The following is a 23,651-nucleotide window of genomic DNA, read 5'->3' as shown; positions in this document are numbered from 1 at the left end:
TCCCCGGCGTGCCGGCGGCGGGCGGTCGCGCGGAGCTGCGGCTGGGGGCCGGCGGCCCCGCCAGCTTCCGCGGTCGGATCGAGGTCCGGACGCCCACCCGGGTCCTCCAGGGGCCGGTCGAGACGGTCGCGCGCAACGGCGACGTCGTCCGCCTGGCGCTGCCGCGCGGCGGCACAGGCGGCCGCCCGGCGCAGGTCTGCGTCATCAGCGAGCAGGCCGCGCCCGTCGTGCTCCGGGGCACGCCCGGCACGCCGGCGCTGCGGCTGGTCGGCCGCGAGCCCCAGACCTGGCTCTCGCAGCTGGGCACGATGCTCGGGCGCAGCGCCGAGGCCAAGGGCCAGCCGCTGTACGCCCTCGGCGGCTGGGGCCCGGCGCTGCTCGGGATCGCGGCGATCGGCCTGGCGATCGGCCTGGCCGTGCGCGCGCTGGCGGACGAGCGCTGGCGGCCGCGACGCCGGACGTGGGCGGCCGTCGCACTCGTCGGCCTGCTGCACGCCTGGACCTGGGCCGCCCTGCTGCCGGTCTTCCAGGTGCCCGACGAGGTCTCGCACTACCAGTACGTCGCCTACGTCGCCGACCACGGCGAGCTGCCCGAGGGGCGGCTCGACGCGCCGCCGTGGGGCTCCCCGGGCCAGGAGCGCGCGACGGCGCTGCTGCACACCACCTCCGTCCAGTTCCACCCGGCCCTGAAGCCGCCGTGGACCGCCGCCGAGGGCCGTCGGATCCGGGACGAGGTCGGCCGGGCCGGCAGCGACGTGCCCGACGTCCACACCAACGCCACCGACCAGCCGCCGCTCTACTACCTGAGCGTCGCGCCGGCGGCGCTCGGCGGCGGCGACGCGCTCGACCAGCTGGCGCGGATCCGCCTGCTCTCGGGGCTGTGGATGGCGGTCGCCGCGCTCGGCGCCGTCGCGTTGGTGCGGCAGCTGGCGCCGGCCCGTCCACGCTGGGCGCTGATCGCGGGGCTGGGCGTGGCGCTCTTCCCGCTCCTGGGCTTCCTGGCCGGCGGCGTCACGCCCGACGTGGCGATGGCCGCGCTCTCGCTCTGGGCGTTCGCGGCCGCCGCCCGCTGCTGGCGACGTCCCACGCCCGGGGCCGTGGCGCTGGCCGCGGCGCTGCTGGCGCTGGCGGTCCTGACCAAGCTGACGGCGCTGGCCCTCGTGCCCGGCGTCCTGGCGATCGTGATCGGCGCCCTCGTGCGCCAGTGGCGGAGCGGCGAGCGGGCGACGGTGCGAGCCGCGGCCACGACCGGGGTCGTCGCCGCCGCGGTCCCGGCCGTCGCCTACGCGGCGGCCGCCCTCGCCAGCGGCCGGTCGCTGATCCCGGGCGTGCTCGGGGACGCCGTCGAGGGGCGCAGCGCCGGCGCGGCCACCGGCGGCGACCTGCTCGGCTCGCTCAACTCGACGTGGCAGCTGTTCCTGCCGCGGCTGCCGTTCCTGGCCGACGAGCACCCGGGCGAGCCGATCTGGTCGGTCTGGGCGGACGGGCTCGTGGGCCGCTTCGGCGTCCTCGACTACGGGTTCCCGGCGCCGGTCCGGGCGTTCGCGGCGGCGCTCGCGCTGGTCGTCCTGGCGGTGGCGCTCCGCGGCCTCCGGCGGCTGGCCGGCGACGGCGGCTGGCGGTCGCTGGCGGCCCGGCACGGCCCGCTGCTGCTCGGCGCGGCCCTGACGACGATCGCCCTGGCCCTGATCATCGGCCGGATCGACTACCACTCGCGGCTCACCGGCGGTCCGGCGTTCCAGCAGGCGCGCTACCTGCTGCCGGCGCTGCCGGTGGCGGTGCTGGTCGTCGTCGCCGCGCTGCGCGGGATCGGCCGCCGCGCGCTGCCGGTCGTCGGCGTCGCGGCCGTCTCGACCGTCGGTCTCTGGGCGGCCGCCGCGTGGGCGATCACCGTGACCCGCTACTTCGGCTGACCGCCGCTCAGGCCTCGACCCGCTGGGTGGCGAGCGCCTCGCGCAGGCCCGCCTCGACCTTGCGCGCGGCGTTCTCCCAGGTGTGCTGGCGGACGAAGGCCAGGCCCTCGGCCGAGCGCCTGCGCCAGTGCTCGCGGTCGCTCAGCAGCCGCTCGAGCGCGTCGGCGAGCGCCGGGACGGTCGCCTCGGCCAGGTCGAGCGGCGGCGCGCCGCCGTAGGCCACCTCGCTGCTGAAGCCGGCCACGTCGACGCACGGCAGGCCGCAGGCGAGCATCTCCTGCGGGACCAGCGAGTAGTTCGTCAGCGACAGCGTCAGGCCGACCGTCGACTCGGCGTAGAGCTTGGACAGCTCCTGCGGCCGCAGCACGCCGGCGTGCTGGTGGGCGACCGTCAGCCCGAGTGGCGACGACCAGCCGAACGACACGATCCGCACGTCGTTGCGGCGGCGCGCCAGCTCGGTCAGGGCCATCGTCGCCAGCGGCCCCGCCCGGCGCGGGGTCACGGTCCGCCCGTAGAAGGCGATCGTGTCGGTCCGCCGCTCGACCTCGGGATGCTCGTGGTAGATCTCGTGGTCGACGCCGAGGTCGAACCAGGACGCGCCCCCGCCGTGCTGGTCGACCACCAGCTCGGCCAGCCAGCGGCTGGCGCAGATCGGGTGCAGGCCGAAGCCGTAGGTGCGCTCCGCCCACAGCCGCTCGGCCGACGTCGGGAAGAACTCCGGCTCGTGGTCCTGGACGAGGTAGGCGCGGGCCCCGGTGCGATCCAGCCGCAGCGAGGCGTAGACGGTGTCCCAGCCGGTCGCCAGCACCACGTTGGCCCCGCGCCACTCGCCGAAGCCGACGTGGACCGAGGCCTCCAGGTGGCGGAAGTGCGTGCGGATGTCGTCGCGGACGTCGGCCGGCGACTGGCGCAGGTGCATGCCGAACGGATCGTGCAGCCAGATCGAGCAGCGGTGCCCGAACCGCTCCAGCTGCTCGATCAGGGTGAAGATCGTCGCGTGGCCGCCGCTGCCGGGCCGGAAGCCGGGAACGACGATCGCGATCTCGAGCGGGCCGCCCTCGTCGGCGGGGCGCCAGGCCGGGTCCAGCGGCTCGACGCCGCGGGTCTCGACCTCGGCGACGACCGCGTACGGCTCGGCGTAGGCGCCGGGCTCGATCCGCCGGGTCGCGACGACGGCGGAGACCTCGTCGGCCGGCGTCTCGGCGGGGGGCGTCGGCCCGCCGTCCCCGACCCCGTCCCGTCCCTCGAGCGAGACCAGCCGGCGCACCGGCGCCGGCAGCTTGTGGGCGCGGCTCCCGGCGACGCCCGCGAGGCGCCGCCCGGCGTGGTGGCGCAGAGCCCGCAGCATCCAGCGACGGCGGGTGCCGACGCCGACGCCCCGCTCCTTCAGCCACTGCGCGTCGGCGCGCGCCTCGACCAGCGCGTCGCGGGCGATGCCGGCCGGGTAGAAGGACATCCGGTAGCCGGTGGTCTCGTGCAGGCCGCGGTACTCGTCGAAGTAGCGGCGCATGAACGACAGCCACGGGTAGTCGTGGGCGTGCAGCACGCCCGCCCGCGGCTGGTAGGCCTTGAACCAGCCGCCGTCGAAGGCGTCGCGGGCGAAGGCCTGGTCCTCGGCGTACTCGACGTCCCGGAACGGGATCTGCTCGAGCGCGCTGCGCCGGTAGGCGGCGTTGGCGTTGGAGAGGAACCCGACCTGCCAGCCGGGCCAGTCCGCGCGCTCCTGGACCTGGACGCGGCCGTCGGGCGACATCGGCCCGAAGAAGTCGGTCAGCTCGCGCGCGATCATCGGGCTGGTGTCGGGGCGCGGGAGGTGCGGCCCGTAGGCGGCGGCGATCCGCGCGTCGACGGCGAACGCCTCGACGTAGGCCTGCAGCCAGCCGGGCAGCGGCGTCGCGTCCTGGGTCAGGAAGGCGACGATGTCGGCGGTGGTCCGCTGGACGGCGAGGTTGCGCGTCCGCCCGTGCCCGAAGGTCTCCGGCGCGATCTCCAGGACCTCGAAGCCCGCCGCGCGGGCCGCGTCGACCGAGCCGTCGGTCGAGCCCGAGTCGATCACCAGCAGCTCGTCCGCCCCCTGGGACGCGGCGGCGGCGAGCACCTCCTCGAGCAGGGGCATCCCGTTCTTGACGGGGATGACGATCGCGGTGGTGGGGCCTGGGACGGGGGAATCCACCCCGGGCACGCTACCGCTCGTGCGCTGTACGCTGCGCTGCTCCGGCTGGGCGCGGCGCCACTCGCCGGCATGGTCGGGGCCCCGGACGTCTACCCTGTCCGGCTGTGGCTGAGCCTGCGCTCGTCGTCCAGGACCTCGACAAGACGTTCCGGATTCCCAAGCAGCACGTGAACACGCTCAAGGAGCGCGCGCTGCACCCGTTCCGCTCGACGGACTACCGCGAGTACCACGTCCTCAAGGACATCTCGTTCGAGATCGGTCGCGGCGAGTTCTTCGGGATCGTCGGGCGCAACGGCTCCGGCAAGAGCACGTTGCTGAAGTGCATGGCCGGGATCTACCGGCCGGAGCGCGGGCGGATCCAGGTCGCCGGCCGGCTGGCCCCGTTCATCGAGCTGGGCGTCGGCTTCAACCCCGACCTGACCGCGCTCGACAACGTCGTGATCAACGGCGTGATGATGGGCCTCTCGACTCGCGAGGCCCGGCGGCGCTTCGACGAGGTGATCGAGTTCGCCGAGCTGGGCGACTTCCTCGACCTGAAGCTGAAGAACTACAGCTCCGGCATGCAGGTGCGGCTGGCGTTCGCCGTGATGGTCCAGGCGTCGGCCGACGTGCTGCTGATCGACGAGGTCCTGGCGGTCGGCGACGCGTCGTTCCAGCAGAAGTGCCTCGACGTCTTCTACCGGCTGCGCGACGAGGGCCGCACGATCATCCTCGTGACCCACGACATGTCCGCGGTCGAGCGCTTCTGCCACCGCGCGATGTTCCTCCAGGACGGGCGGATCCAGATGATCGGCGACCCGGCCGAGGTCGGGCACGCGTACCTGGCGGCGAACTTCGCCGGGCCGGCGGGGGCCGAGGAGGCCGCCGCCGACGCCGAGGGCCGGGCGCTGGTCGACGCGCGGTTCGAGGACGCCAAGCAGCTGCCGGTCTCCAGCCTCGCCAGCGGCGAGCGGCTGCGGACCACGGTCACGGTCGAGGCGACCCAGACGATCGAGCACCCGACGCTCGTCGTCCAGCTCCGCGACGCCGAGCACAACGTCCTCACCGGCGCCCGCGTCGAGCTCTACGACCACGGCGCGCTGGAGGCCGGTCGCCGGCTGCGGATCGAGACCGAGTGGGACCTGACCCTCGCCGACGGGCACTACGACCTCGGGGTGCTGCTGACCCAGGGCTCGGCCGAGACCGAGATCGTGGTCGACGCCCGCAACGCGGCCGAGCTGGTCGTCCACTCGGCGGACCGCGGCGTCGTCGGGCTCGTGCAGCCGCCGACCACCGTCCGGATCACCGGCGTCGAGCGGGAGCGCGTCTGATGAAGCTCGAGCTGGAGCCCCCGATCTCGGCCGACGAGCCGGCGCCGCTGCGCGAGATGAAGGGCCCCTCGGCCCTCGGCGGCGGCTGGACCCGCTTCTGGTCGCTGACCTGGACCGTCGCGGTCACCGAGTTCCGCCTGACCTACTTCGGGTCGGCGCTGGGCTACCTGTGGACGCTGATGCGGCCGCTGATGATGTTCGGCGTCTACTACGTGATGTTCACGCAGATCGTCAAGCTGGGGCAGGGCATCACGCACTACCCGGCGCTGCTGCTGATGAACATCATGCTGTTCCAGTTCTTCGTCGAGGCGACGTCGAACGCCGTCCAATCGGTGGTCGCGCGCGAGAACCTGGTCCGCAAGATGCAGTTCCCGCGGATGGTGATCCCGCTCTCCGTCGTCGGCACGTCGTTGCTGAACCTGGCGGTCAACCTGGTCGCGGTCTTCGTCTTCGTGCTGGCCAACGGCGTGCCGATCCGCTGGACCTGGCTGCTCTTGCCGCTGGCGCTGATCCCGCTGGTGATGCTGACCGTCGGCGTCTCGATGATCCTGGCCGGGGCGTTCGTCAAGTACCGCGACGTGCTGCCGGTCTGGGGCGTCGTCTCGCAGGCGCTGTTCTACGCCTCGCCGGTGCTCTACACGATCGAGAAGCCGCCGGACAAGATCCGCAACATCCTCGAGTTCAACCCGCTGACCGGGATCATGGAGGGCGTCCGCTACCTGATCGTCGATCCCCACGCCCCCGGCGGGATCACGGCGCTCGGCGGTTGGCCGCAGGCGCTCGTGCCGCTGGGGCTGATCGTCGGCCTGTTCGCGTTCGGGCTCTGGTACTTCAACCGCCAGGCGACCGTCGCGGCGGAGCTGCTCTAGGCGAGCGCGGCCGCGCTCAGTGCGCGAGGCCGCGCTTCAAGGCCCGCAGCGGGGCGGTGATCCGCCAGCTGAGCGACGAGACCACCGCCTGGTAGACGCGCTCGACGCGCTCCAGGCGTGCCACCGCCTCGCGCAGCGCGATCCGCTCCCGATCCCACCGCATCCGCTCCAGCTCCCACGCGCGACGCTCGGCCCTGACCAGGAGCAGCTCGTCGCGCATCGACAGCAGCTCGCGTTCGACCTCCGCGAGCGGCGGACCGGCGGATGTGACCCCATCCAACCGTCCATGACCCATGCCGCAACCCTAGCGCTCGCCCGGGCGACCGTCGATCCACGGGTGGCCGGCAGGGGTGGGTCGGGGGCCCGACGACGGCCCGTAGACTGCGCGGCGTGCGGTTCGAGGTCGTCACTGGTCCGGGGCTGGACGCCCGCGGTCGCGATCTCGCCGAGCGGGCCGAGCGGGCGCTCGCCGCGGTCGCGGTCACCGCCGTCCAGGCCGATCAGCCGACGGTCCACGAGCCGGCGGGCGAGGACGTCGTGCGGCTGCTCGTCGAGCCGGCGACCTGGCTGCCGCCGACCGCCGACGGCGACGGGCTGGGACGGTCGATCGTGCTCTCGACCGCGGCCTACGGCTCCGAGGCGCTGATCGAGGACCTGGCGCGCGGCGCGGTCAGCGGCGGCCTGGCGCTGGTCGACCCGCGCGCGGCCGAGGTCGCGGAGCTGGAGCTCGACGTGCCGGTGGCGGCGGTCCCGATCGGGACGACCGGTGGCCCGGCGGACGGCCCGCGCCCGGTGGCGGTGGCGACCTGCGGCTCCGAGGCCCGGCGGCGGTTGCGGCTGCTGGCGCTGGCGGCGCCGCGGCTCGACGCCCTGCCCTGCGAGCACCGCTTCGTCGACGGCGACGGCGTCGGCGCACCGCCGTCGCTTCCGGAGCTGCTCGGGCGAGCGGTGATCTTCGCCGACCTGGCCGACGACGAGCAGTGGTCCGAGCATCCGATCGAGATCGTCGTGGCGGCCGAGCAGGGCGCGCTGCCGATCACCGAGCGGGCCGTCACCGGCCTGCCGGAGGCCGCCCGCGAGCTGGTGCTGCGGGCGCCGGCCGAGACGCTGCTGTGGCGCGCCGCGGAGCTGGCGGCGCGGCCGTCGTGGGCGGCCGAGCGGGCGGCGGCGCTGGCGCAGGCGCTCGCCGACGCGTGGCCGCTGTCGCGGATGGGCGAGACGCTGGCCGATCTCGGCCGCCGGGTGCTGGAGCGACCGCTCCCGGTCGAGCGCGGCCCGCTGCCGGCCCCGCACCGGCCGCCGTCGCCGCGGCCCCTGGTCGAGCACCTGCGGGCCGCTCAGGCCGAGCCCGACGCCCACCTGCGCGCCGGCATCCAGCGGGTCCTGACGGGGCTCCAGCAGCTCGAGCGGCGGGTCGCCCGCATCGAGCGCTCCGGCGACGGCGACGACCGGGCGACGGCCGTCGAGCGGCTGACCGGCGAGCGGGCGACGCCGCCGACCATCAGCCTGATCGTCCCCTGCTTCCAGGCCGCGGCCACCCTCCGCGAGACTCTCGACGCCGCCGCGGCGGCGATCCAGCCGCTGGTCGACCGCGATCCGCCGGTCGCGGTCGAGGTGATCGTCGTCGACGACGGCTCCCACGAGCGCGAGTCCGAGATCGTGCGCGAGTGGGCGGCCGAGCGGCAGGGCGTCGCCGTCGTGCTCGCCCGCCACGCGATCAACCGCGGCCTCGGCGCGGCCCGCAACACCGGTCTCGAGCTCGCGCGCGGGGAGTTGGTCCTGCCGCTCGACGCCGACAACCTGCTCTGGCCGCTCGGCCTCCAGCGGCTCCACGACGCGCTCGTCGCGGACCCCGGGGCCGCGCTCGCCTACGGGATCCTGCAGGAGTTCGACGCCGGCGGTCCGGTCGGGCTGCGCGGCCGCCACCCGTGGCAGCCGGAGCGCTTCCGGTACGGCAACTACGTCGACGCCCTGGCGCTCGTGCGGACCGCCGCGCTGCGCGAGGCCGGCGGCTACACCGAGCAGCTGTCGGTCCCCGGGTTCGAGGACTGGGACCTCTGGTGCCGGTTCGTCGAGCGCGACCTGCGCGGTGCCTGGGTGCCGCAGCCGGTCGCCGGCTACCGGATCCGGGCCGGGGCGATGAGCGACGACTTCCACCTCTCCTACGTCCGCCCGTTCGCCGAGATGATCGAGCGGCACCCCGGGCTCTTCGCGTGAGCGCCGGTCGTCCACAGGTCGTGCTCGCGACCCGCGAGCTGCTGCCGTTCCACGGCCCGTTCGGGGGCGGGGGGATCGGGGCCTACGTCGCCGAGACCGCCCGGGCGCTGCAGCCGATCGCCGACGTCACGCTGCTGGTCGCCGACTGGCTGAAGCCGGAGCACGACGCGCTGGCGGCGGCCGGCGATCCGCGGCTGGACCACGGCGGGGCGCGGATCCTCTGGGTCCCGGTGCCGGAGCCGGACGAGCTGGGCGGCTTCTACGCCCACATGCAGCTCTACGCCGCGCGGGTGCTGGAGGTCCTCCGGGCCGGGTTCCCCGACCGCGGCCCCGACCTGGTCGAGTTCTGCGACTACCTCGGCGAGGGCTTCTGCACCGTCGAGGCCCGGCGCGCCGGCGACCCACTGCTGGCCGAGACCCTGATCGCCGTGCGGCTGCACACCAGCGTCGAGATCTGCGACGTCCTCAACGGGCACCAGACGGCGCTCTTCGATCCCCGGCTGACGCGCCAGATCGAGCGCCGGACGCTGGAGCAGGCCGACGTCCTGCTGCACGGCGGCGGCGACGTCCTGGGCACCTACCGCCGCTGGTACGGCGACCGGCTCGCGCCGGCCGTCCGCGTGCGGCATCCGCTGGCGGCGGAGCCGACCGATCCGGGGCCGGCCCCCGACGGGCCGCTGCGGATGCTCTACGTCGGCCGGCTCGAGCGGCGCAAGGGCGTCGAGGACCTGGTGGAGGCGGTCGCGGCGATCGGCGGCGACTGGTCGCTGTCGCTGCTGGGGGCCGACACCGCGACGGGCCCGCGCGGAGCGTCGATGCGGCGGGTGCTCGAGCGCGGCGTCGCCGGCGACGGCCGGATCCGCTTCCTCGACGCGGTCCGTCGCGAGCAACTGCCGCAGGCGATGGCCGAGCACGACCTGCTGGTGCTGCCGTCGCGCTGGGAGTGCTGGCCCTACGTCGCGCTCGAGGGGATGCTCGCCGGCCTGCCGCTGGTCGCGCCGCCCGTCGGCGGGCTGACCGAGATGGTGGTCGACGGCCGGACCGGGTGGCGGGTCCCGGCGACCGGCGAGGAGGCGCTGCGCGCGACGCTCGAGCCGCTGGTGCTGGAGCCCGCCCGTGCTCGCGCCCTGCGCGGCGGCGCGGCCCTGCGCGACCACGTCGCCGCGCTGACCGACGCCGACGCGATCCGCGGCGAGTACGAGCGGCTGCTGGCACGCCCGCGGGCGATCCTCGGCCGTGTCGCGCGGCCCGCCGGCGAGCCCGATCCGCTGGTCTCGATCGTGATCCCCTACCACCGGATGCACCGGTTCGTGACCGAGACGGTCGACTCCGCGTTCGCCCAGAGCTACCGGCGGATCGAGGTCCTGCTGATCGACGACGGCTCGTTCGGGCCCGACGACGGGGTGCTCGCCGAGCTGGCCACGCGCTACCCGCTGACGGTGCTCTCCCAGCCCAACCGCGGTCTCGCGGCCGCCCGCAACTTCGGGATCGGCCAGAGCCGCGGGCGCTACGTGCTGCCGCTCGACGCCGACAACCTGCTGGAGCCCGAGTTCGTGGCGCGGGCGGTCGCGATCCTCGAGACCGAGCCCGACGTCCACTACGTCAGCAGCTGGAACCGCTACGTCGACGAGCACGGCGCCGCCCTGCCGGAGCCGAACGTCGGCTACCAGCCGCTGGGCAACTGGTCGCCGCTGGTCGAGGAGCGCAACGTCGCCGGCGACGGCACGGCGGTCCTGCGCCGGCGCCTGTTCGACCGCTTCCGCTACCCGCCGGACCTGACCAGCTTCGAGGACTGGGCGCTCTACCGGCTGCTGCACCGGGCCGGGCTGCACGGGCGCGTGATCCCCGAGCGGCTGTGGCGCTACCGGGTCCGCGAGGACTCGATGCTGCGGACGGTCGGCGACGTGCACGAGACGCGGCTGCGGGCCGAGATGGAAGCGCAGATCGCCGAGGAGGAGATGACGTGGACGTCCACGAGCGCCTGAGCCTGGAGGCCGTCAGCGCCGACACGCTGATCGCGGCCGAGCACCGCCACCGCTACGAGCTGACCGCGCGCGCCGCCGCCGGCCGCCGCGTGCTCGACCTCTGCTGCGGGGTCGGCTACGGGAGCGCGATCCTGGCCGCCGCCGCGGAGTCCGTCGTGGCCGTCGATCGCGACGCCGCCGCGACCGACGCCGGCCGCGCCGCCGCGATCCGGTCCGGGATCGAGAACGTCGAGTTCGTGACGGCCGACGCGCTGCGCTTCCTGCGCTCCGTCGAGGCCGGGCGCTTCGACCTCGTCGTCTGCTTCGAGGGCCTCGAGCACCTGCCGCAGGTCGAGCTGGTCGCGGACGAGCTCGGGCGGCTGGTCGAGGGCGGCGCGGCGCTGCTGGCGTCGGTCCCCAACAGCGGGACCTTCGGCGAGGAGAACGACTTCCACCTGACCGACTTCGACCCGGCCGGCGCGCGGGCGCTGGCCGACCGGATCCCCGGTGCGACGCTGGCGTTCCAGACCCATGCCGAGGGCAGCGTGATCCGGTCCGCCGAGACCGACGTGGTCGACGCGCGGGTGCGGCTCACGGGGGAGCAGGACCTCGACTGGGCCAACCACTTCCTGATCCTCGCCGGCCTCGACGCCGGCGAGCTGCTGGGCGTCGGCGACGCCGCGCTGCACCTGGCCGTGGCCCCCGTCAACCATCGCTACATGCGCGGGCTCGAGCGGGCCAATCGCGACCTGCAGGCCACGAACATGCGGCTCACCCGCGAGCGCCTGGGACGGTTCCGGGCGGCGGCGGCCGATCGCGCCGACGACCACGGCGACGGCGCGGCGAGCGGCGAGCGGATCGCGCGGCTGGAGCGCGAGCTGGCCGAGGCGCGGCGCGAGCGCGACGAGCACCGACGTGCCTGGGTCGTCGTCCGCCACAGCCGGCTGACGCGCCTGGCCGCGCGGCTCTCCGGCCATCGCTTCGACTGACGGCGGCCGCGCGCCGGGCGCCGCGCCGTCGCCGGCGGCCGGGTAGCGTCCCGGGCCGGATGGAGCTCTTCGCGGACCAGGTCTGGCAGATGTCCTACGGCGAGCGGGCCGCGATCGAGGGCCTGCTGGCGGTCGTCGAGCCGTCGCTGGCGATCGAGATCGGGACCGCCGAGGGCGCGAGCCTGCGCCGGATCGCCGCCCGCAGCACCGAGGTCCACTCGTTCGACCTCGTGGCCCCGCAGCTGGACCTGCCGGACAACGTCACGCTCCACGGCGGCGACTCGCACGAGCTGCTGCCGCGGCTGCTGGCGGAGCTGGCGCAGGCGGGCCGCAACGTCGACTTCGTGCTCGTCGACGGCGACCACTCCGCCGAGGGCGTGCGGCGCGACGTCGAGGACCTGCTGGCGTCGCCGGCGATCTCGCGCACGGTCATCGTCGCCCACGACAGCGGCAACGAGACGGTCCGCGCGGGCCTCGACGCGGTCGCCTACGGGGCCTGGCCGAAGGTCGCCCACGTCGACCTCGACTTCGTCCCCGGGCACCTCGGCGCGGAGCGCTTCCCCGGCGAGCTCTGGTACGGCCTCGGGCTGATCGTCGTCGACGCCACGCGACCGGCGTACTTCCAGCCGGGCCCGGTCCAGCGCGAGCGCCACCACGGTGGCCAGGTGCTGGCGCTGGCGCGCGACGCGATCGCGGCGGGCGGCCCGCCGACCCCGGCGCTGGAGGCCGCCAACGCGCGGATCGCCGCGCTCGAGCGGCAGGTCGCCGAGCGCGACGGCGAGATCGAGCACCACCGCGCGCTGTGGCAGGCGCTGATGGCCTCGCCGAGCTGGAGGCTGACGGCGCCGCTGCGGCTGGCCAAGCGGCTGGCGTCGCGCCGCTGAGCGGCTACCAGCCGTGGTGCCGCGAGGCGCCGGGGTCGCCGACCCCGGTCGCCGCGCCGCAGGCCGCGGCATAGCCGACGAAGGTCAGCTCGCCGCCGCCGACCAGCGAGACCTCGACCTGCTCGCTCGGGCGGGGCAGCGCCAGCGCGGCGTGCCAGGGCGGGATGCCGACGTGGTTGGGCACCGCGGGCGCCGGCAGCGTCCGCCCATCCACGTGCACCTGCAGCGCGTGGGCGGGATCGGTGGCGGCGACGAAGCCGACGTGCAGCTCGGAGGTCGCGACCGGGAACCGGAGCGGGAAGCGGACCCCGGGCGCGAGCACCAGCCGGCCGTCGTCGCGCATCCAGGCGGCCCCGGCGGCGTCGCGATCGATCCGCATCCGCCACGGGCGCACGAGCGGCGGGCGGTCGGCGACGGGACGGGCGGCGAGGATCGTGTCGATCCAGCTGCGCGACCAGGCCGGCGGCAGGTCGGGACGCCAGGCGTCGAACGAGGCCTGCAGCTGCAGCTCCTCGAGCCGCACCGGCCGGGCCGGATAGAGCTCGGCGGCGTAGCCCGAGGCGACGGTGCGCTCGGCGAGATCGCCGAAGACCAGCTCGAACTCGTGGAACGAGACGCCGCGGCCCCAGCGCGCCGCGGCCAGCCGTGCGGCGTCGGGGCCCTCGGCCACGGCCTCGGCGATCGCGTCGGCGAACTCCCGGCGGCCGGAGCGGTCGGCGTAGCGGACCAGGACGTCGTCCGGCAGCGCGTCGACGTAGGCCATCTGGGCGCTGTGGTGGTCGACCGGCGTCAGGCGGTTCGGCAGCTCGGCGACGACGACGTGGCCGTCGGGAGCGACGACGTCGCGGGCGGCGGCCAGGACCGCGAGCCGCTCGTCGAGCGTCAGGTGCTCGACCACGGCGTAGAGCAGGACCACGTCGATCCGCTCGCCGATCGCCCGCACGTGGTCGACGATCTCGGTCGCCGGGACCACCCGCAGGTCGACGTTCTCGAGGCCCCGTCGCGCGGCCCGGAAGCGCGCCTGGGCGACCGCCTCGGCGTCGATGTCGACGCCGATGTGGCGGCCGACCAGCGGGGCGAAGGCGCAGCTGACCGCGCCCTGCCCGCACCCGTACTCCAGCACCGTCGCACCGCCCAGCGGGACCGTCCGCGCGATCCACGGCAGCAGGTGGTCGCGCGCGTTGCGCAGGCGGGCGCTCCACTCCGGGTGCTCGGGACCGAAGCGCTCGTCGCTCACCGCGCGCAGCCTACCGGCGGCGGGCCGCGCCCCGGTCAGGGCCGGACCTCGAATCGGACGGTGAGCTTGTTGCCCTTCCGCCCCGCGGCGTCGGTGGCCTGGAGCCGCAGGCGGTAGTGGCCGCGGGCCAGCAGCTTCGCGATCGGCTTGCGGGTCAGCGTCAGCGTGGTCCGGCCCTTGCCGGCCGCGATCGTCCTGCTGCCGGGCAGCGGGGCGTAGCGGGTGCAGCGCTTGGCCCGTGCGTTGCGCCTGGTCCGCCGGACGCAGGTGGTGGTCCGCTTGCCGCCCGTGCCGGTGACCCGCGTCCGGCCGACGACGGCCTTCTCGACGTCGTACCTGACGGTGGCGGGATCGGAGAGCAGGAAGCCGAGCTTCGCCCGCGTGCGGCGCCGCAGGATCCGCGGCGTCAGCGTCAGCTTCGACATCCGCGGGGCGGCCGCCGCCGCGCCACCGCCACCGCCGTCGCCGCCCCCTCCGCCTCCTCCGCCGGTGCCGCCCCCACCGCCGTCGCCGCCACCGGTCGCCGGCTCGGGGACCGCGCGGTAGAGCGCGACGACGCCGCGGGTCGTCCCCGGGGTCGGCGAGCCGCCGAGGAAGCTGCCGGAGACGCCGGCGCCGACCACGTACTGGCCGTCGGCGGTGCGGGCCAGCGCGCGCAGGCTGCTGCCGGGGCCGCTGGTCGGCGTGTCGCTGTTGCCGTTGACGAACGCGTAGGTGGTGCCCGGTCCCGACGGGAAGCTCGGGAACGACGGCCCGAGCGGCGCGCCGAAGCCGGCCAGCGGCAGGCCGCTGGCCACGTCGAGCGCGGTCAGCGACATCACCCGGTACTGGCTGCCCTCGGCGGTCCCGCCGACGTAGACGGTGCGCGGCGTCGCGAGCAGGGCCATCGCTCCGGGCAGCGGGTAGCGCAGCGCGGTCGCCTCGGGCCGGGCCGAGGCGCCCCAGGTGACGGCGCCGCCGATGCTGGCGAACCACTCGGCGCTGCTGAGGTACCCCGCCTGGCCGGCGGTGACGACGCGGCCGTCGGCGGCGATCGCGACAGCAGCGGCGGCCGAGAACGCGGCGCCGCCCTCGGGTCGCGCGTAGGGACCGCCGCCGTAGCCGCTCTCGGGCGCGCCGGTCGGGCCGAGGCGCCCGGTCGCGGCGCTCGACGCGCCGTAGTTGTCGATCAGCGAGCCGGCGTAGACGATCCGCCCGTCGGCCTGCGCCGCGACCGCGGCGGCGGTCGACGCCTGGGTGCCGGGCTGCCGCGGCAGCTGCCAGGCACCGTCGCCGTCGAAGCTCGTGTCCGGCTGGCCGCTCGTGGTCCAGCGCGCGACGGTCGCCGCGGCGGAGCTGTCGGAGAGGAGGCTCTCGCCGGCGACGACGACCTGGTCGCCGGGCGCCAGCGTCATCGCCGCCCCGGCGGTCCCGCTGCCGGGCAGCGCCACCGCGACCCCGCCGTTGCCGTAGCCGCCGTCCAGGTGCCCGTCGGCGGAGAACCGCTCGGCCAGCAGGCCGAAGGCCGCGTTGCCCTGCCGCAGCCCCCCGCCGACGACGATCCTGCCGTCGCGCTGGACGGCGACGCCGCTGGCGTAGGAGCCGGTCGCCCCGGCCGCCGCGCCGGTGAACGACGCCGGGCCGCGGGCGATGCCGCCCGCGCCGAAGCCCGGGTCGAGCTGGCCGTCGGCGCGGTAGCGGGCGACGATCAGGCGCGGCGCGCTGGCCGAGCCCTCGTAGCCGGCGACCAGGAAGCCGTCGCCCTGGACCGCGACCGCCGAGAACGCGGTGTCGGGCGGGCCGAGCACGACGCCGGCGGTCTGCGGCGGCGCGGCGGCGCCGAACGACGACACCAGCGACCCGGGCGTCCCCGGGGCCGGTGTGCCGGGGAGCGCCGCGCCGGCCGCCGCCGGCAGGGCCAGCAGCGGCAGCGCGGTGGCGAGGAGCGCGCGACGGAGCGACACGGCTACGGCCGGACCTTGAACTGCATGGTCAGCTTGTTGCCCTTCTGGCCCTTGGCGTCGGTCGCCTGGAGCTGCAGCCGGTAGTCGCCGCGGCCGAGCACCTTCGTGACCACCTTGCGGGTCAGCGTCAACGTGTTCTGCCCCTTCTTGGCCTTGATCGTCCGGCTGCCCGGCAGCGGCGCGTAGCGGACGCAGCGCTTCTTGCGCGCGTTCTGCGCGGTCTGCTTGATGCAGGTCGTCTTGCGCGCCTTGCCGGTGCCGGTCGCGATCAGGCGGCCGGTGGTGGCCTTCTCGACGTAGTACTTGACGGAGCCGGGCGCGGCGAGCAGGAACGTCAGCTTCGCCTTGGTCCTCGCGGTGAACGTCCGCGGCGTCAGCTTCAGGCTCGACATCCGCGGGCCGAGCGGTCCGGGCGGGGGCGGCGGCGTCACGTGGCCCTGCTCGTCCGGCAGCGCGGGCGGGCTGTAGGGGTAGGCCCCGTAGCGCGCCAGGACGCCGTAGGTCTGGGTCCCCGCGGGCACGGTCGCGGTGCCCGCGACGTAGACCCCGGCGGCGCCCAGCGCGACGCCGGTCCCCCGGACCGCCGTCGAGTTCGAGCCCTGCACGCCGGTCTTGGTCTCGCCGCCGGCGCCGAATCCGCCGTCGAGGCCGCCGTTGCCGTCGAGCGCGGCGATCGAGAGCCGCGAGATGCCGAGGTCGTAGGTCCCGCCGACGTAGGCGTGCGCGCCGTCGACCGCGATCCCGTAGCCGCCCGGCATCGGCACGTTGGGCGGGAAGTTCTCGCCGTCGGAGGCGTTGCGGTAGGCCTTGCCGCCGGCCCCGAACGCGTCGTAGGCGCCGCCCGCCTGCAACCGGATCGCCAGCGACAGCGCGCCGACCGATCCGCCCTGCCGCGCCGCGCCGGCGGCCGCGATCCGCCCGTCGCCGAGCAGCGTGACGTCGTTGAGCGAGGAGAAGGCGGCGCCGACCGCGTACTGCTCCAGCAGCGTGCCCGATCCGCGGAACGTCCCGTCGGGGCTGCCGTCGGCGTTGACGCGGACGGCCAGGCCGAGCGTCGGCTGCCCGATCTGCTGCGAGCCGACCGCGACGATCCGCCCGTCGGCCTGGACGCGCAGCGCGGCGATCCGCGACGGGCCGGGGGCGACCCGCACCCCGCCGCCGAGGCCGCCGTCCGGTGCTCCGGCGCTGGTCAGCCGGGCCACCGTGGCGCCGGGGCTCGGATCGGTCTGGTCGTTGACGGAGCTGCCGCCGAGGACGATCCCGCCGCCGGGGGCGATCGCGACCGCGTTGGCCTCGCCCTGGCCGTTGAAGCCGGCTCGGACGGCCTGGACGCCGTCCCCGTCGAAGCTCGTGTCGCGCTTGCCGTCGGCGTTCAGCTTGACCGCCACCATGCCGTCGGGCAGGCCCGCGGCGCGAGCGGTCGCGGAGATCACCAGCTTGCCGTTGGCGAAGAGCGCGACCCCGGTCCCCTCGAGCGAGGTCGCGTCGCCGACGGCCTGGCTCGGGGTCGGCAGCTCGGCCGCGAACGACCCGTCGGGGGATCCGTCGGCGTTGAGGCGCGCGACGAACAGCTGCGAGCTGCCCGCCGGCCCCGAGCTGCCGACCACGACGGCCTTGCCGTCGGGCCCGACGGCGACCGCCGCGATCCGGGTTCCGTCCTGGAACCGGGCGATCCCCGGACCGGCCGGGCTGCCGGCGGCGAACCCGCCGTCGAGCTGCCCGAGCGGCGCGGCGGACGCGGCGCTGGCGAGGACGAGCGCGCCGCTGGCGGCGAGCATGGTGAACTGCGCCAGACGGCGCGAACGACCTCGCGAAGCGAGGCAACGACGAGTGGACATGATCCGCTCCTTGACCCTGGGAGATCCCGGCACCCCACCGGGACGGACTGGACCCAGGCTATCCGATGGTCGGCGAGCCACGACGCGGTTCCCCGCAGGCCCGCAAGCGGTCGTTCGGCGGGCGTCGGCTCTGTCGTCCAACCGACGTAGCCGACGTAGCCGAGGCGTCAGGAGTGGTGTCCATGCCGTGAACCGGGCGTCTTGGCGGCGCGGGTCGCCCGTCGACGTGAGACAGTCACCCTGCGCAAGGGGAACAGGTCACGTCGTGGCCGTTGCGTGTCTCGGGGCTCACCGGTGTCGGAGCCTTCGGGGGTGGGGAGCGGTCCGGTCAGGCCGCCCTGAGATCGATCACGACACCGGTGTCTCAAAGGGAGACCGACATGGGTCAGAAGACCACGCGTCGCGCCAAGCGCGCCGCGATCACCGGCGGCGTCCTCGCCGTCACGCTCGCCGCGGCCGCTCCGGCGTCGGCTGCTCTCGGTGGGGCGAACCCCGCCAACTACAACCACGTCCCGGACCTGCGCTCGGTGACCTTCGGGTCCAGCGGTCCGGACAAGATCGCCTGGTTCACGTTCGACGAGAACCTGGCCAGCAACGCGATCGACCCGGCGCAGTTCACGCTCGGCGGCTACGCCTCGTCCGACCGCCTCCCGACCGCCAACGCGGCCTCGGTCGTCGGCACCAAGCCGAACACCGTCGAGCTGCGCTGGACGTCGACCTCGCCGGACTTCGACGAGACCACCTACGGCGTCGTCAACGCCGGTGCGGTCCGGGCGTTCAACGGCAACCAGCCCAACCGCGTCGACTCGACGTCGGTGACGGGCGCCAAGGGCCAGGACGGGACGCGCGGGCACTCCGTGGCGCCGGACCTGGTCGGCGTGCGGGTCGACGAGTCGAACCTCAACGCCAACGTCCTGATCTACACCTTCGACCAGAAGATCAAGGGCCCGGTCGTCGCCGGCGCCTACGGCTTCCTCAAGCAGGACGGCGCCAGCGTCGCCGGTGCCTCGATCGCGTCGCTGAGCGACTACGAGGTCGCGGTCCGCTTCCCGTCGCTGCCGGGCGACAGCCTGGTGACGGAGGCGGTCAACGGCTTCGTCAACGTCGGCAGCGGCACGTTCGCCAAGAACTACGCCTCGGACGCCGACCACCAGGCGGCCGTGACGGTGCTCGCGGTGGCCGGCAAGAGCAAGTCGACGGCGATGCCGGACCTGCTGTCGGCCGAGCTCGGCTCCAGCGGCGGCTCGACGTCGATCACGTTCAACTTCGACGAGCCGGTCCACAACCCGATCGCGGGCCTGATCAACGCCCGCACCTCGACCGGCAAGTTCGTCACCGCGACGTCGGCCGTCGTCAACGCGGACGGCAAGTCGATCACGGCGAACTACCCGAACCCGATCGCCAACCAGTCGCAGGAGCACTTCGTCCAGGGGATCCTGTTCGGCGGCGCGGTCCTGAACGCCAACAACGTCCCGCTCTTCGGCGACTCGGCGCCGATCGGCGGCAACGCGGGTGCGCTGGCGACCGGTTGGACGTCGGCGCCCGACGCGACGTCGGCGACGTTCAACAAGAGCAACGGCCAGGTCGACGTGACGCTCGACACGCGCCTGACGATCCCGTCGGTCGATCCGACGCAGTTCAGCCTGATCGACAACAACGGCGATCTGATCGTCGCGGGTGCCGCGTCGGTCGTGAGCCAGGGCTCCAACGGCGCCCCGGGTCCGCAGACGATCCGCCTGCAGTTCCTGCCCAACCAGGTCGCGGTCGCCTCGGCGATCGAGATCAACGGCTGGAACGCGGGCGGCCTGCTCGGCGTGCCGTTCTTCGCCTCGCTGGGCGGCATCGACGCGCCGAACTCGGTCCCGGTCGCGCAGTCGCTGTCGGCGTCGGCGTCGGCGGCGGCGATCGCTCCGGTCGGCACCCCGAAGTCGGCGTTCAAGCTGCGCCGTCCGAAGACGGTGGCGGTCCTCCCGGCCAAGATCCGCAAGGCCCTGAAGCCGACCAAGAGCGCCAAGCGGGCGCGCGCCAACGCCAAGGTCCTCAAGGCCTACGCGCTGAGCACGCCCAAGGTCAAGGTCGTCTCGGTCAAGAAGGCCGCCAAGAAGGCCGGCAGGTAGCTCACGCTCCCAGGTCCTGCGCGCTGATCGCGCGCCGGGCCCGGCGGCCGCCCTCCCGGCGGCCGCAGGTACGCGCCGCGGTCGTCTCGACCGCGGCGCTTCGCGTTCCCCTGGTGGTCACGGGCGATGCGGAACGTCGACGTTGGGGGTCTCCTTGGGGTGGCCCCCGGTTGTCGCTCCCACGGCGACCGTCTTTCCTTGCAGCTTCTGTGCGGCCGCCCTGCGGTGGCCGCGGGGTGCGACTCGCCGCCTTGGTCAGGCCGAGCGGGTCGGAAACGACACACCAGGCCTCGAAGGAGACCCTCCATGACTCAGCACTCTCGGCGCCTCGCGCGCCGTGCCACGATCGCCGGCGGCGTGCTCGCCGTCTCGCTCGCGGCCGCCGCTCCCGCCTCCGCTGCCCTCGGCAGCGCCAACCCGGCCAGCTACAACCACGTGCCGGACCTGCGTTCGGTGACGTTCGGCGAGTCCGGTCCGGACAAGGTCGCCTGGTTCACCTTCGACGAGCCGCTCGCGACCAACGCCATCAACCCGGCGCAGTTCACGCTCGGCGGCTACGCCTCGAGCCAGCGGATCCCGACCGCGGACGCGGCGTCGGTCGTCGGCAGCAAGCCGAACACGGTCGAGCTGCGCTGGACGTCCAACGACCCGGACTTCGACGAGACGACCTACGGCGTCGTCAACGGCGGCGCGGTCCGGGCGTTCAACGGCAACCAGCCCAACCGCGTCGACTCGACGTCGGTCACGGGCGCCAAGGGCCAGTCGGGCACGCGCGGCCACTCGGTCGGCCCGGAGCTGACCGGCGTGCGGGTCGACGAGTCGAACCTGAACGCCAACGTCCTGATCTACACCTTCGATCAGAAGATCGACACCGGCGCGGTCGTCGCGGCCAACTTCCGCTTCATCAAGCAGGACGGGACGACGGTCTCGGGCGCCGGCGTGTCGGCGTCCGCCAGCGACTACGAGGTCGCCGTGCGGTTCCCGTCGCTGCCGAACGACCACCTGGTGACCGAGGCCGTCGAGGGCCAGGTCGCCGACTTCGGCGTGCAGTCCAAGAACTACGCCAACCCGAACACGCCGGGCGTCGTCGCGGTGGCGGGCAAGAGCAAGTCGACGGCCCGTCCCGACCTGCTGGCGGCCGAGCTGGTCCTCAACGGCGGGTCGACCTCGGTCACCTACAGCTACGACGAGCCGGTCAACAGCCCGGTCGCCAACCTGTTCGAGGTCCGCACGGCCGCCGGCGCGACCGTCGCCGGCACCAGCGCGGTCATCCACGCCGACGGCAAGTCGGTGACGGTGAACTTCCCGAACCCGAGCAACGGGTCGCAGGAGCACTTCGTCCAGGCGGTCAACCGCTTCGGCGCCGTCCGCAACGTCAACGCGGTGCCGGTCCTCGACGACTCGGCCCCGATCGGCGGCAACGCCGGCGCGGCGTCGACCGGCTGGACCTCGGCCCCGGACGCCACCTCGGCGACGTTCAACAAGGCCAACGGCCAGGTCGACATCACGCTCGACGCCCGCCTGACCGTTCCGTCCGTCGTCGCGGCGCAGTTCTCGCTGATCGACGACAACGGCGACGTGATCCCGACGCCGGGCGCGTCGGTCGTCAGCCAGGGCTCCAACGGCGCCCCGGGTGCCCAGACGATCCGCCTGCAGTTCCTGCCCAGCCAGGTCGCGGTCGCCTCGGCGGTCGAGATCAACGGCTACAACGCGGGCGGCCTGCTCGGCACCCCGTTCACCGGCTCGAACTTCAACACCGACGGCGCCAACGCGATCCCGGTCGCGCAGTCGCTGGCGGCCCGGGCCTCGGCGGCGGCGATCGCCCCGGTCGGGACCCCGAAGTCGGCGTTCAAGCTGCGCCCGCTGAAGACCCAGGGCGTGCTGCCGGCGAAGGTCCGGAAGGCCCTCAAGCCGGCCAAGAGCACCAAGCAGGCGCAGGCCAACGCCAAGGTCGTCCGGGCGTTCCTGAAGTCCGGCGCCAAGGGCAAGGTCAAGAAGGTCGCGGTCAAGAAGGCCGCCAAGAAGGGCTGACCACCCGTTCCATCGGCCAGGCGCTCCGCCCGATCGGAGCGCCCGGCCGCCGCGTGAGCGACGCGCGCGAGATCGACCACCGGCTTCGAGCGGTGGTCGATCTCGTTCGTCGTCGTGGGCTGCACGGGGCCGCCCGCCGGTCGACCCGGCAGCTGTGGCACCGTTCACGCCGTGCCTGCGCATCGCCCGTTCGAACTAGCCCGCGGCTACCGGTCCCGCTGGGCGATCGTCGCGATCGCCGCGCTGATGGCGTCCGTCGCCGGGGCGGCGCCGGCCACCGCCGCGCTCGGCGGCGCCAACCGCAGCGACTACGCCCACGTCCCGGACCTGCGATCGGTCAGCGTCGGCCGCAGCGGACCGGACCGGGTGGTCTTCTTCGTCTTCGACGAGCCGCTCGCCGGCAACGCCGTGAACGCGTCCGACTTCCGGCTCGGGGGCTACGCCTCCAGCCAGCAGCTGCCGGTCGCCGACGCGGCATCGGTCGTCGGGACCCGCCCGAACGTCGTCGAGCTGCGCTACGCCAGCAGCGATCCGGACCTCTCGCAGGTCACCTACGCGGTCGTCGACGCCGGCGCGGTGCGGGCGTTCGACGGCAACCAGCCCAACCGCGTCGACTCGACCGCGGTCGACGGCGCCGACGGTCGCTCCGGGACCCGCGGCCACACCACCGGCCCGGACCTGGTCGGGGTGCGGGTCGACGAGTCGAACCTGAACGCCAACGTCCTGATCTTCACCTTCGATCAGCGGATCGATCGCGGCAGCGTCGTGCCCGGGCAGTTCCGCTTCCTGCGGGTCGACGGGCAGACCGAGGCCGCGGGCGCCCTGGCGTCGGCCAGCGACTACGAGGTCGCCGTTCGCTTCGGCTCGCCCCCGGGCGACGCGCTGGTGACGAAGGCGGTGCGGGCCAACGTCGGCGTCGGCGCCGTCCAGGCCGCCGACCACGGCAACCCGAACCTGCCGAGCCAGGCGGTGGTCGCCGGGCAGGGCGGGGCGACGGCGCTGCCCGACCTGCTCTCGGCCGAGGTCGACCCGTCGGCCGGGGCGACCTCGATCGACTACCACTACGACAAGCCGGTCAACAGCCCGATCGCGGCGTCGTTCCTGGCCTACACCGCGACCGGGGTCCCGGTCCCCGGCAGCTCGGCGGTGGTCACCGCGGACGGCTACACGGTCCGCGTCAACCACCCGCACCCGTCCCGCGCCCAGGAGCACTACGTCCAGGCGGCGACGCTGCCCGGGGCGGTCCGCGACGGCAACGGGACCGCCGCCGCCGGCGGTGCGACGGCGACCGGGGGCAACGTCGGTGCCTTCGCCGACGGCTGGACGAGCGCCCCCGACGCGACGGCGGTGACCTTCGACCGCGGCAACGGGCAGGTCGACGTCACGCTCGACACCCGCCTGACGATCCCGTCGGTCGACCCGGCCGGCTTCTCGCTGATCGACGGCAACGGCGACCTGGTGCAGGCGGGAGCGCTGGCGGTGCTCAGCCAGGGGTCGGACGGGGCACCCGGTCCGCAGACCGTGCGACTGCAGTTCCTGCCGCAGCAGGTGGCCGTCTCGCGCGCGCTGGAGATCGCCGGCTACGACGCCGGCGGGCTGACCGGCGTGCCGTTCCGCGGCTCGCTGAGCGCGCTCGACCCGGCCAACGCGGTGCCGGTCGCCCAGGCGCTGAGCCCGGCCGCCACGGCGGCCGCGGTGGCGCCGGTCGGGACTCCCCGGTCGCGGCTGACGCGACGCCCGGTGCGGACGGTCGGCGTGCTGCCGGCGAGCGTCCGCCGGGCCCTGCGTCCGACCCGGGACCCGCGCCGCGCGCGGGCCAACAGCCGCGTGATCGTGCGCTTCCTGCGGGCCGCCCAGCGGTCGCGCAGCACCCGGGTCACGCGGGTCGCGGCTCCGACGGGGGCCGCGAAGCGCCGCTGATCACGGGGTCGGCAGGTCATCCGGCGACCTCCGCCTGTGTCGGCCCGCCGACACGCGCTCCGTGTCGCCCGCGGCACAGCGTTCACCGGCCGTTGACGCGCTCCCGCTCGAACGGTTGAATGGCGCACGTCGTTGCGGCCGTACTGGGTTGGCTGCGGGGTGCGGCGCGGATGCCTTGGTCGGGCGCCCGGCCGGAAGAGACATCAGGCCTCTCGAAGGAGGACCTTCATGACTTCCAACGCTCGG

The 23,651-nt window shown here is 74.8% G+C and carries 15 protein-coding genes; 10 read left to right on the top strand and 5 right to left on the bottom strand.

The genetic code is table 11. From position 1 onward, the window contains the following. Window positions 1-1,913 (top strand): DUF2142 domain-containing protein (locus tag PAI11_RS11645; RefSeq protein ID WP_138974266.1); only part of this gene is annotated, 1,913 nt, incomplete at its 5' end. A 7-nt stretch (window positions 1,914-1,920) separates the two neighbouring features. On the opposite strand, the gene PAI11_RS11640 is transcribed toward PAI11_RS11645, so the two are convergent. Beyond that, the gene (locus PAI11_RS11640; protein WP_007574800.1) at window positions 1,921-4,086 is read right to left on the bottom strand and encodes a rhamnosyltransferase WsaF family glycosyltransferase; all 2,166 of its coding nucleotides are present in this window, start codon (window positions 4,084-4,086) and stop codon (window positions 1,921-1,923) included. Between the two features lie 104 nt (window positions 4,087-4,190). Here PAI11_RS11640 and PAI11_RS25445 point away from each other — a divergent pair, with 104 nt between their 5' ends. Further along, entirely contained in the window at window positions 4,191-5,396 is a 1,206-nt protein-coding gene (locus tag PAI11_RS25445) for an ABC transporter ATP-binding protein (RefSeq protein WP_007574798.1), read from the top strand. After that, a complete protein-coding gene (locus PAI11_RS11630) occupies window positions 5,396-6,265 on the top strand; it encodes an ABC transporter permease (protein ID WP_007574797.1) in 870 nt (289 codons plus the stop codon). The genes PAI11_RS25445 and PAI11_RS11630 overlap by 1 nt, the downstream gene beginning before the upstream one ends. A gap of 16 nt (window positions 6,266-6,281) precedes the next feature. Here the strand turns inward: PAI11_RS11630 and PAI11_RS11625 are convergent, their stop codons facing one another. Continuing rightward, entirely contained in the window at window positions 6,282-6,560 is a 279-nt protein-coding gene (locus tag PAI11_RS11625; RefSeq protein WP_138974262.1) for a hypothetical protein, read from the bottom strand. Between the two features lie 95 nt (window positions 6,561-6,655). On the opposite strand from PAI11_RS11625, the gene PAI11_RS11620 reads away from it, so the two are divergent. The 4 genes from PAI11_RS11620 to PAI11_RS11605 are packed head-to-tail and all read left to right on the top strand — an operon-like array spanning window position 6,656 to window position 12,319. Next, window positions 6,656-8,482 carry a glycosyltransferase family 2 protein gene (locus PAI11_RS11620; protein ID WP_007574793.1) on the top strand — a complete coding sequence of 609 codons (1,827 nt, stop codon included), beginning with the start codon at window positions 6,656-6,658 and terminating at the stop codon, window positions 8,480-8,482. Beyond that, complete coding sequence (locus PAI11_RS11615) at window positions 8,479-10,467, top strand: glycosyltransferase (RefSeq protein ID WP_007574791.1); 1,989 nt, start codon at window positions 8,479-8,481, stop codon at window positions 10,465-10,467. Before PAI11_RS11620 ends, PAI11_RS11615 begins: the two co-directional genes overlap by 4 nt. Beyond that, the gene (locus PAI11_RS27185; RefSeq protein WP_007574789.1) at window positions 10,446-11,435 is read left to right on the top strand and encodes a class I SAM-dependent methyltransferase; all 990 of its coding nucleotides are present in this window, start codon (window positions 10,446-10,448) and stop codon (window positions 11,433-11,435) included. Before PAI11_RS11615 ends, PAI11_RS27185 begins: the two co-directional genes overlap by 22 nt. A 59-nt stretch (window positions 11,436-11,494) precedes the next feature. Next, window positions 11,495-12,319: a class I SAM-dependent methyltransferase gene (locus PAI11_RS11605; RefSeq protein WP_007574787.1), complete on the top strand. Its 825-nt coding sequence runs from the start codon at window positions 11,495-11,497 to the stop codon at window positions 12,317-12,319. Window positions 12,320-12,323: 4 nt separating this feature from the next. Here PAI11_RS11605 and PAI11_RS27180 read toward each other — a convergent pair whose 3' ends face one another. The 3 genes from PAI11_RS27180 to PAI11_RS11590 are packed head-to-tail and all read right to left on the bottom strand — an operon-like array spanning window position 12,324 to window position 17,277. Then, on the bottom strand, window positions 12,324-13,556 hold the full coding sequence (locus PAI11_RS27180; RefSeq protein ID WP_007574785.1) for a class I SAM-dependent methyltransferase: 1,233 nt from the start codon (window positions 13,554-13,556) through the stop codon (window positions 12,324-12,326). Window positions 13,557-13,591: 35 nt separating this feature from the next. Beyond that, window positions 13,592-15,499: a delta-60 repeat domain-containing protein gene (locus tag PAI11_RS27175; RefSeq protein WP_007574783.1), complete on the bottom strand. Its 1,908-nt coding sequence runs from the start codon at window positions 15,497-15,499 to the stop codon at window positions 13,592-13,594. Between the two features lie 2 nt (window positions 15,500-15,501). Then, window positions 15,502-17,277 (bottom strand): NHL repeat-containing protein, encoded by a 1,776-nt coding sequence (locus tag PAI11_RS11590; RefSeq protein WP_007574780.1) that lies wholly within the window; start codon window positions 17,275-17,277, stop codon window positions 15,502-15,504. Between the two features lie 440 nt (window positions 17,278-17,717). On the opposite strand from PAI11_RS11590, the gene PAI11_RS11585 reads away from it, so the two are divergent. From PAI11_RS11585 to PAI11_RS11575, 3 genes are all read left to right on the top strand, one after another. Next, window positions 17,718-19,454, top strand: coding sequence for a hypothetical protein (locus PAI11_RS11585; protein ID WP_007574778.1), 1,737 nt, complete (start codon window positions 17,718-17,720; stop codon window positions 19,452-19,454). 306 nt (window positions 19,455-19,760) lie between these two features. Then, window positions 19,761-21,485, top strand: coding sequence for a hypothetical protein (locus PAI11_RS11580; RefSeq protein WP_040599966.1), 1,725 nt, complete (start codon window positions 19,761-19,763; stop codon window positions 21,483-21,485). 171 nt (window positions 21,486-21,656) lie between these two features. After that, entirely contained in the window at window positions 21,657-23,405 is a 1,749-nt protein-coding gene (locus PAI11_RS11575; RefSeq protein ID WP_040599965.1) for a hypothetical protein, read from the top strand. Window positions 23,406-23,651 lie beyond the last annotated feature (246 nt).

This window comes from Patulibacter medicamentivorans (assembly GCF_000240225.1).
Taxonomy (GTDB): Bacteria; Actinomycetota; Thermoleophilia; order Solirubrobacterales; family Solirubrobacteraceae; genus Patulibacter; species Patulibacter medicamentivorans.
The sequence above is the reverse complement of the archived record's forward strand: the minus strand, read 5'-3'. Positions and strand labels throughout refer to the sequence as shown.

Bases quoted from the DNA above. Each gene is read 5' to 3' on its own strand.
- PAI11_RS11625 (WP_138974262.1), bottom strand. From the start codon at position 6,560: ATGGGTCATGGACGGTTGGATGGGGTCACATCCGCCGGTCCGCCGCTC.
- PAI11_RS11585 (WP_007574778.1), top strand. From the start codon at position 17,718: ATGGGTCAGAAGACCACGCGTCGCGCCAAGCGCGCCGCGATCACCGGC.
- PAI11_RS11590 (WP_007574780.1), bottom strand. From the start codon at position 17,277: ATGCTCGCCGCCAGCGGCGCGCTCGTCCTCGCCAGCGCCGCGTCCGCC.
- PAI11_RS11580 (WP_040599966.1), top strand. From the start codon at position 19,761: ATGACTCAGCACTCTCGGCGCCTCGCGCGCCGTGCCACGATCGCCGGC.
- PAI11_RS11630 (WP_007574797.1), top strand. From the start codon at position 5,396: ATGAAGCTCGAGCTGGAGCCCCCGATCTCGGCCGACGAGCCGGCGCCG.
- PAI11_RS11605 (WP_007574787.1), top strand. From the start codon at position 11,495: ATGGAGCTCTTCGCGGACCAGGTCTGGCAGATGTCCTACGGCGAGCGG.